This is a genomic window from Wenzhouxiangella sp. XN79A (assembly GCF_012272825.1).
Lineage (GTDB): Bacteria > Pseudomonadota > Gammaproteobacteria > Xanthomonadales > Wenzhouxiangellaceae.
Window position 1 is genome coordinate 25,039 of sequence record NZ_JAAWWS010000059.1, and the last position, 8,553, is coordinate 33,591.

General features: G+C 67.5%; 8 protein-coding genes. 6 read left to right on the top strand and 2 right to left on the bottom strand.

Annotated elements, in window-relative coordinates:
- Positions 1 to 73: 73 nt before the first annotated feature.
- Together groL and groES are read right to left on the bottom strand one after the other, a co-directional pair.
- Positions 74 to 1,717: a chaperonin GroEL gene (gene groL, locus HFP89_RS00150; RefSeq protein WP_168715612.1), complete on the bottom strand. Its 1,644-nt coding sequence runs from the start codon at positions 1,715 to 1,717 to the stop codon at positions 74 to 76.
- Positions 1,718 to 1,775: 58 nt separating this feature from the next.
- The gene (gene groES / locus HFP89_RS00155) at positions 1,776 to 2,066 is read right to left on the bottom strand and encodes a co-chaperone GroES (RefSeq protein WP_168715613.1); all 291 of its coding nucleotides are present in this window, start codon (positions 2,064 to 2,066) and stop codon (positions 1,776 to 1,778) included.
- A 348-nt stretch (positions 2,067 to 2,414) separates the two neighbouring features.
- On the opposite strand from groES, the gene cutA reads away from it, so the two are divergent.
- The 6 genes from cutA (at position 2,415) to accC (ending at position 8,148) form a co-directional block, all read left to right on the top strand.
- Entirely contained in the window at positions 2,415 to 2,765 is a 351-nt protein-coding gene (gene cutA, locus HFP89_RS00160; RefSeq protein ID WP_168715614.1) for a divalent-cation tolerance protein CutA, read from the top strand.
- Complete coding sequence (dsbD, locus tag HFP89_RS00165) at positions 2,762 to 5,086, top strand: protein-disulfide reductase DsbD (RefSeq protein ID WP_168715615.1); 2,325 nt, start codon at positions 2,762 to 2,764, stop codon at positions 5,084 to 5,086. Before cutA ends, dsbD begins: the two co-directional genes overlap by 4 nt.
- Before the next feature lie 28 nt (positions 5,087 to 5,114).
- Positions 5,115 to 5,666 carry a TlpA disulfide reductase family protein gene (locus HFP89_RS00170; RefSeq protein ID WP_168715616.1) on the top strand — a complete coding sequence of 184 codons (552 nt, stop codon included), beginning with the start codon at positions 5,115 to 5,117 and terminating at the stop codon, positions 5,664 to 5,666.
- Positions 5,667 to 5,864: 198 nt separating this feature from the next.
- The gene (aroQ, locus tag HFP89_RS00175) at positions 5,865 to 6,320 is read left to right on the top strand and encodes a type II 3-dehydroquinate dehydratase (RefSeq protein ID WP_168715617.1); all 456 of its coding nucleotides are present in this window, start codon (positions 5,865 to 5,867) and stop codon (positions 6,318 to 6,320) included.
- A gap of 3 nt (positions 6,321 to 6,323) precedes the next feature.
- A complete protein-coding gene (accB, locus tag HFP89_RS00180; RefSeq protein ID WP_168715618.1) occupies positions 6,324 to 6,782 on the top strand; it encodes an acetyl-CoA carboxylase biotin carboxyl carrier protein in 459 nt (152 codons plus the stop codon).
- Positions 6,783 to 6,792: 10 nt separating this feature from the next.
- Entirely contained in the window at positions 6,793 to 8,148 is a 1,356-nt protein-coding gene (accC, locus tag HFP89_RS00185) for an acetyl-CoA carboxylase biotin carboxylase subunit (RefSeq protein WP_168715619.1), read from the top strand.
- The last annotated feature ends 405 nt before the right edge of the window (positions 8,149 to 8,553 follow it).

Here is an 8,553-nt window from a genome sequence, read left to right on the forward strand (position 1 = left end):
AGTGTACGTTCTGTGTACATGAGCATCGCGAGCCGGGAGGAAGCGCCGACCTGGGCCACAAGACGCGGCCGCTTTACATCATGCCGCCCATTCCGCCCATACCACCCATACCACCCATATCCGGACCACCTTCGTCGTCCTTCGGCACTTCGGCGATCATGCACTCGGTGGTGATCATCAGGCCGGCCACCGACGATGCGTTCTGCAGCGCGGAGCGGGTGACCTTGGTCGGGTCGAGGATGCCGGCTTCGATCATGTCGACGAACTCACCGGTCGCGGCGTTGTAGCCGTAGTTGCCGGAGCCTTCGACGACCTTGCCCAGGATGACGGCCGGTTCGCCGCCGGCGTTGGACACGATCTTGCGCAGCGGCTCTTCCATGGCGCGCAGGGCGATCTTGATGCCGAGGTTCTGTTCCTCGTTGTCACCCTTGAGGTCGCCGATGGCGCTCAGCGCGCGGATCAGCGCCGTGCCACCGCCCGGGACCACGCCTTCTTCGACCGCGGCACGGGTGGCGTGCAGCGCATCTTCGACGCGGGCCTTCTTTTCCTTCATCTCGACTTCGGTGGCCGCACCGACCTTGATCACGGCCACGCCGCCGGCCAGCTTGGCCACGCGTTCCTGCAGCTTCTCGCGATCGTAGTCGGACGAGGCGTCCTCGATCTGTGCGCGGATCTGACCGACCCGGCCTTCGATGGCCGAGGCTTCACCGGCACCGTCGATGATCGTGGTGTTTTCCTTGGTGATCTGGACCTTCTTGGCCGAACCCAGCTGGTCGACGGTGGTGTTTTCCAGGCTCAGGCCGACTTCCTCGGAGATCACCTGGCCGCCGGTCAGGATGGCCATGTCTTCCAGCATGGCCTTGCGGCGGTCGCCGAAGCCCGGCGCCTTGACGGCCGCGACCTTGACGATGCCGCGCAGGGTGTTGACCACCAGCGTGGCCAGTGCTTCGCCCTCGATGTCCTCGGCAACGATCAGCAGGCTGCGGCTCTGCTTGGCAACGGCTTCGAGCACCGGCAGCAGTTCGCGCACGTTGGAGATCTTCTTGTCGTGCAGCAGGATGTACGGGTTTTCCAGTTCGGCCTGCATGGTCTGCTGGTCGGTCACGAAGTACGGCGACAGGTAGCCGCGGTCGAACTGCATGCCTTCGACGACATCGAGTTCGTTGTCCAGCGACTGGCCTTCCTCGACCGTGATCACGCCTTCCTTGCCGACCTTGCTCATGGCCTCGGCGATGATCTTGCCGATTTCCTCGTCGGAATTGGCCGAGATGGTGCCGACCTGGGCGATCGACTTGTCGTCGGTGCACGGAATCGACAGCTTCTTCAGTTCCTCGACGGCGGCACGCACGGCCTTGTCCAGGCCGCGCTTGAGGTCCATCGGGTTCATGCCGGCGGTGACCGCCTTCATGCCTTCGCGCAGCATCGCGGCAGCCAGCACGGTGGCGGTGGTGGTGCCGTCACCGGCGGTGTCGGAGGTCTGCGATGCGACTTCCTTGACCATCTGCGCGCCCATGTTCTCGAACTTGTTCTCCAGTTCGATTTCCTTGGCGACGGAGACACCGTCCTTGGTGACGGTCGGTGCGCCGAAGCTCTTTTCGAGCACGACGTTGCGGCCCTTCGGGCCCAGGGTCACGCTGACCGCGCGGGCCAGGGTGTCGACGCCCTTCAGCATCTTGGTACGGGCGTCCTCGGAGAAACGGACTTCTTTGGCACTCATGGTTGATCTTCCTCGGAATTCGGAGTTGTTGGAACGACGGTTTTCGGCAGGTCGGAACTCAGGACTCGATGACCGCCATGATGTCGTCTTCGCGCATCACCAGCAGTTCTTCGCCTTCGACCTTGACCTCGGTACCGGAGTACTTGCCGAACAGCACCTGGTCGCCGACCTTGATGTCGAGCTCGCGCTTGCTGCCGTCTTCGAGGATCTTGCCGTTGCCGACCGCCAGCACCTCGCCCTTGATGGGCTTTTCGGCTGCGCTGTCGGGAATCACGATGCCACCCGGGGTGGTTCGTTCTTCTTCGACACGCTTGACGATCACGCGATCATGCAAAGGACGCAGTTTCATGGGTTGTTCTCCCTTCCATACTTCGATTGATGACTGATGGATTCGAAACGCCGTCGCGCAAGGTGCACGCGGCGGCCGCTCGTTCGAGCCGTGTTCGTCCCGGACCGCGGCGCGGCACCGGGCCGGTCACGTCCGGCTTGTCCGCCAAATGGAGCCCTGCGCGGGGCATTTCAAGGGCCGGGTGCGAGGTTTCGCATCGCCGGGTGCCGGCGCGTTCGCTGCCGGCCGGCGACGGCCAGCGGCTAGAATGCGCAATCGTCCGTCACCCGGGCCGGTCTGCTGAGCATCCACCGGCCGCCGCCTTTCGGGGCGGGACCGCTCGAACCGCTGCTGGAAGAACATCAGGTAATGAACGAACCCGACACGCTGTTGCTGGTCCATACCACCTGTGCCGATGCCGACCAGGCCCGTCGGCTGGCCGCGGCCGTGGTCGATGGCCGACTTGCGGCCTGCGCCAGTGTCGGCGCCGCGGTCGGCTCGACCTTTCCGTGGGACGACACCATCCAGCATGACCAGGAGATTCCCGTGACCTTCAAGACCACCCTCGGCGCGTTCGACGCGCTGGAACGCGCGATGGACACCCTGCATCCCTACGACGTGCCCGAGCTGCTGGCGGTACCGGTGGTCGCGGCGTCGGCCGACTACGCGGCCTGGGTGCGCGACTGGGTGGCCGGTTCCGCTGCGGGAGCGGACTCGTGAGGCGCTGGCTCCATGGCGCGCTGCTGGCGCTGGTCGTCCTGCCCGGTGCGGTCGCAGCGCAGATCGACCCGGCCGACCTGTTGCCGGTCGAGGAGGCCTTCGCGCTCGACGCCGCGGTGGCCGACGACGGACGTGCGGTGCGCCTGCGCTGGACCGTGGCCGAAGGCTATTACATGTACCGGCACGCCTTCGCTGTCGATGCCGTGACCGACGGTCTGCGCCTGGCGCCGATCGAGCCGGAATCCGGGACCCGCTACAGCGACGAATTCTTCGGTGAAGTCGAGGTCTACCGTGGCCGGGCCGACGTCCGCGTTCCGGTGGCCGCCTGGCCGGAGTCGGTGCCGGTCGGCGCCGATATCGTGCTCGACGTCCGTTTCCAGGGCTGCGCCGATCTCGGCGTCTGCTACCCGCCGCATCGCCAGCAGGTCACCGTCCAGCGCCCGGCCTCGAACGCCGCGGCCGCGGCGGTGCGGGACGCGACCGCGCTGCCGGCCGTCGAACCGGCGCCGGGCGGTGGCGGCCTCGACTCGCTGCTGCGCGATTTCGACAGCCCGGGTGCGCGGCTGACCGGTCGCGGCGAGCCGCTGCCGCCGGAGCAGGCGTTCCAGGTAGAAACCATCGCGATGGGGCCGGAGGAGCTGCTGGCCCGCTTCACCGTGCATCCCGACTACTACCTGTACCGCGACACGATCGCGTTCACCACCACCGCGCCCGACATCGCGCTCGGGGCACCGGTCTTCCCGCCGGCCGAGGCAATCAACGACGAGTTCTTCGGCGACACCTTCGTCTACTACAACGAAGTCGAGATCCCGGTCCCGGTGAGCCGCTCGGCCGGGCCGGCGCGGACGATCGACCTGGACGTCGCCTTTCAGGGCTGCCAGACCGACGGCATCTGCTATCCGCCGATGACGCGGACCATCCTCGTGGACCTGCCGGCGGCCGATGTCGGCAGCGAGTCGAGCATGGCCGCGGCCGAGCGCGCGCCGAGTGGCGGCGGATCGGCCGCCGCACCGGTCACCGAGCAGGGCCGGCTGGCCGGCGCGCTGGCCGAGCGGCCGATGCTGGCGCTGCTGCTGTTCTTCGTCGCCGGTGTGCTGCTGGCCTTCACACCCTGCGTGTTCCCGATGGTGCCGATCCTGTCCGGGCTGATTGCCGGCGACGCCGAGCGCATGTCCACCGGTCGAGCCTTCCGGCTTTCGGTGGTCTACGTGCTCGCCATGGCGGTGGTCTACACCGCCTTCGGCGTGATCGCCGCGCTGCTTGGCCAGAACCTGCAGGCCGTGTTCCAGCACCCGGCGGTGCTGGTCTCGTTCGCGCTGCTGTTCGTGCTGCTGTCGCTGGCCATGTTCGGGTTCTACGAGCTGCAGCTGCCGGCCTCGGTGCAGACCCGGCTGAACCAGCTGTCCAACCGGCAGCAGGGCGGGACGCTGTTCGGTGCGGCAATCATGGGCGGGCTGTCGGCGCTGGTCGTCGGGCCCTGCGTGGCACCGGCGCTGATGGGTGCACTGGTCTACATCGGCCAGACCGGCGACGCGCTGCTCGGCGGCAGTGCGCTGTTCGCGATGGCCCTGGGCATGGGCGTGCCGCTGGTCATCTGGGGCACGTCGGCCGGCAAGCTTCTGCCGCGCGCCGGCGGCTGGATGACCGCGGTCAAGGCGGTGTTCGGCGTCGGCCTGCTTGCGCTGGCGATCTGGATGCTCGAGCGGGTGCTGCCCGGTGGCGTGATCATGCTGCTGTGGGGTGCGCTGGCCGTGGTGTCGGGCATCTACCTCGGCGCGCTGGACCGGGCCGAAGCGGCAGCGCGCGGCTGGCCGCGGCTGTGGCAGGGGTTGGGCGTGATCCTGCTGCTGCTCGGTGCGCTGCAGTTCATCGGCGCAGCGGCCGGCGGCAACGACTGGACCCGCCCGCTGGCGCCGTTCGCCGGCGGCCCGGGCGGCGCGGCCGGCGCAGCGGCCGCGCCCGAGTTCGTCGAGGTCGACGACCTGGATTCGCTGCAGCGCGCGATCGCGGCGGCCAACCGGCCGGTGTTTCTCGACTTCTACGCCGACTGGTGCGTGGACTGCAAGCGGATGGAACGGCGGACCTTTCCGGAGCCCTCGGTGGCGGCTGCGCTCGGCGAGTTCGATCTGCTGAAGATCGACCTGACCGATTTCAACGACGACCACCGCGAGGTGCTGGCCGAGTACGGCCTGATCGGCCCGCCGGCCTACCTGTTCTTCGACCGCGGCCGCGAGCTCGAAGCGTTCCGCATGTTCGGCTTCATGGCGCCGGGCGAATTCCGCGAGCACCTCGGCCGGGTCCGCGCGGCCGCGGGCCCATGAGTCGGCCACCGATCGAAGGAATCGCAGCATGAATCGCATGATCAGGTTCGCCGCCGTGGCGGTCATCGGCCTGGCGCTGGGCGCCGGCTTCGCCTGGCTGACGCGCGGCCAGCCGCCGGCCCCCGATCCCGAGGGCGCGCCGGATGCCGCCCGGGTCGGCGATCCGCGACCCGATTTCCGGCATGCCGCGCTGGACGGCCGCTATGTCGAGGCCGCCGACTTCGACGGCCGGCCGCTCCTGATCAACTTCTGGGCGACCTGGTGCGCACCGTGCGTACGCGAGATGCCGTTGCTCGATGATTTCGCCGAGCAGGAGGCCGATCGGCTGGCAGTGATCGGCATCGCCATCGATGACCCCGGCGCGGTTGCGCCGTTCGTCGAAGAGCTCGGCGTGGACTACCCGATCCTGGTCGGCACCACCGACGTGATGCGAACCCAGCGACGCTTCGGCAATACCGCCGGCCTGCTGCCGTATACCGTGCTGGTCGATGCCGACGGCACGATCGCCTGGCAGTTCCTCGGCGAGGTCAAGCCCGAGCACCTCGAGCGCGAGGTCCGCGCCCGACTGTCGAGCCCCTGATCGCCGGTTCCCCCGGCCCGGCCCGGGTCGCTGCTTGCTCGAACGGCCGTTCGCCGAACCTCGGCGAACCTGCGCCGATTGCCCGCGATTGCCTGCGATTGCCCACAGATCGCGTTGTGGTCGGCGGTGTGGAAATCCCCGCCGGCTTCGGGCACACTTGCCGACCTGCCGAATTCCGGTGAAGCCGGTCCTCCAAGCATGCGAATCCTGATCCTGCACGGTCCGAACCTGAACCTGCTGGGCCGCCGCGAGCCGGCGATCTACGGCCGCACCACGCTGGCCGAGATCGACGATGCGCTCGGACGGATCGCACGTGAGGCCGGCTGCACGATCGAGTGCCTGCAGTCCAACGCCGAGCACGAACTCATCGATCGGATCCAGCAGACCCTCGATGCCGACGGGCGGGTCGACGGCATCGTGATCAATCCGGCTGCCTTCACCCACACCTCGGTGGCGCTGCGCGATGCGCTGGCCGCCAGCGGCGTGCCGTTCGTCGAGGTGCACCTGTCGATGCCGGAAGCGCGTGAGCCGTTCCGGCATCGGTCGCTGCTGGCCGACCTGGCCGTCGGCCGGGTCTCGGGATTCGGCGCCCGATCCTATAACTATGCGCTGCAGGGGCTGATCGGCCACCTGAACAGCGCTGCTTCGGAGTAGACGATGGACCTGAGAAAGATCAAGAAACTGATCGAGTTGCTCGAGGAGTCGAACCTCGCCGAGATCGAGATCCACGAGGGCGAGGAGTCGGTACGGCTGTCCCGACCGGCCGCTGCGACGCCGCCCCCGGCCCCGGCGCCCGCGCCGGCCCCGACGGCCCCGGCGGCCCCGGCCCCGGCCCCGGCGCCGGCCGACGATGGCGATGCCGAGGGCAGCCTGCCCGACGGTGAACTGGTCCGCTCGCCGATGGTCGGCACCTTCTACGATTCGCCGAACCCCGATTCGGAACCGTTCGTCAAGGAAGGCCGATCCGTCGCCAAGGGCGACACGCTGTGCCTGGTCGAGGCGATGAAGATGTTCAACCAGATCGAGTCCGAACTCTCCGGCACCGTGGTCGCCGTGCTGGTCGAGTCGGGCCAGCCGGTGGAGTTCGATCAGCCGCTGTTCGTGATCCGACCGTAGGGTTCTTCCCATGCCTGCATTCAAGAAGATCCTGATCGCCAATCGCGGCGAGATCGCACTGCGCATTCTCCGGGCCTGCCAGGCCATGGGCATCCGCACCGTTGCCGTGCATTCCACCGTCGATCGCAACCTCAAGCACGTCGGCATGGCCGACGAATCGGTCTGCATCGGTCCGGCCCCGGCCGCCGACAGCTACCTGAACGTGCCGGCCATCATCGCCGCGATGGAAGTGACCGATGCCGAGGCCGTCCACCCCGGCTACGGCTTCCTGGCCGAGAACGCCGATTTCGCCGAGCGGATCGAGGAATCCGGCTTCACCTTCATCGGCCCGAAGGCCGAGACCATCCGCCTGATGGGCGACAAGGTCTCGGCGATCAACGCCATGCAGAAGGCCGGCGTGCCCTGCGTGCCGGGCTCCAACGGGCCGCTGGACGACGACGATCGCCGCACGCAGCGGCTGGCCGACGAGATCGGCTACCCGGTGCTGATCAAGGCCGCCGCCGGTGGCGGCGGTCGCGGCATGCGCGTGGTCCACAACCCCTTCGACCTGATCAAGTCGATCCAGCTGACCCGGCAGGAAGCCAAGGCCGGCTTCGGCGACGACACCGTCTACATGGAGAAGTACCTCCAGAACCCTCGCCACGTCGAGATCCAGGTGCTCTCCGACAGCCACGGCAACGCCGTTCACCTCGGCGAGCGCGACTGCTCGATGCAGCGCCGGCATCAGAAGGTCATCGAGGAAGCGCCGGCACCGGGCATCACGCCGGAGCAGCGCGAGAAGATCGGCACCATCTGCACCGAGGCCTGCAAGCGCATCGGCTATCGCGGCGCCGGCACCTTCGAGTTCCTGTTCGAGAACGGCGAGTTCTACTTCATCGAAATGAATACACGCATCCAGGTCGAGCACCCGGTCACCGAGATGATCACCGGCGTCGACCTGATCCGCGCCCAGATCCTCGTGGCCGCCGGCGAGCCGCTGCCGTTCTCGCAGGACGACATCCGCTTCACCGGTCATGCCATCGAGTGCCGGATCAACGCCGAGGACCCGGAGAAGTTCCTGCCCCAGCCGGGCACCATCGACGCCTTCCATGCACCGGGCGGCCCGGGCGTTCGGGTCGACTCGCACATCTACGACGGCTACACCGTGCCGCCGAACTACGACTCGATGATCGGCAAGCTGATCTGCCACGGCGAAACGCGGGACGACGCCATGGCGCGGATGCGCGTGGCGCTGAACGAGATGGTTCTGACCGGCGTCAAGACCAACATTCCGCTGCACCTCGACCTGCTCGACGATTCCGGGTTCAAGCAAGGCGGGACCAACATCCACTACCTGGAGAAGTTGTTGGGTCGCTCATCCGCTTGACCGTTCTGCGGAACGGGATTGCGGTTCGTTTTTTGCTGCTGGCGTGCAGCAGGCCTGGAGGTTGTTGCTTCCCTGGCCGACAAGCGTTTCGCCACGCGGGCTTCGTCCGCTTTCCGGCGAGGTACGTTTGTCGATCGCCACGAACGTTCCCGAAAGGGCTTTTTTCAAGCGCGCGTACCGGTGGGGGTTTGCCCTCCGGCATCGGGTCGTGGCGCGAAAAATCGCTTCGTGCCGCGGAGTGGGAAGGGCTTGCCGGGTACAGGGGTTTCTGAACGCTTGGCGAAGCCGGATCGTTGGTTCCGGCTTGGTTCGGTGAACGGCCCTTCGGTGGGCGGATGTCTTGCGTTCGGTGGTTTGCTTGCCTCTGGGTTGTTGCTTCCCTTGGCTACAAGCGTTTCGCCACGC

Bases quoted from the DNA above. Each gene is read 5' to 3' on its own strand.
- accB (WP_168715618.1), top strand. From the start codon at position 6,324: ATGGACCTGAGAAAGATCAAGAAACTGATCGAGTTGCTCGAGGAGTCG.
- cutA (WP_168715614.1), top strand. From the start codon at position 2,415: ATGAACGAACCCGACACGCTGTTGCTGGTCCATACCACCTGTGCCGAT.
- HFP89_RS00170 (WP_168715616.1), top strand. From the start codon at position 5,115: ATGAATCGCATGATCAGGTTCGCCGCCGTGGCGGTCATCGGCCTGGCG.
- groL (WP_168715612.1), bottom strand. From the start codon at position 1,717: ATGAGTGCCAAAGAAGTCCGTTTCTCCGAGGACGCCCGTACCAAGATG.
- accC (WP_168715619.1), top strand. From the start codon at position 6,793: ATGCCTGCATTCAAGAAGATCCTGATCGCCAATCGCGGCGAGATCGCA.
- aroQ (WP_168715617.1), top strand. From the start codon at position 5,865: ATGCGAATCCTGATCCTGCACGGTCCGAACCTGAACCTGCTGGGCCGC.
- groES (WP_168715613.1), bottom strand. From the start codon at position 2,066: ATGAAACTGCGTCCTTTGCATGATCGCGTGATCGTCAAGCGTGTCGAA.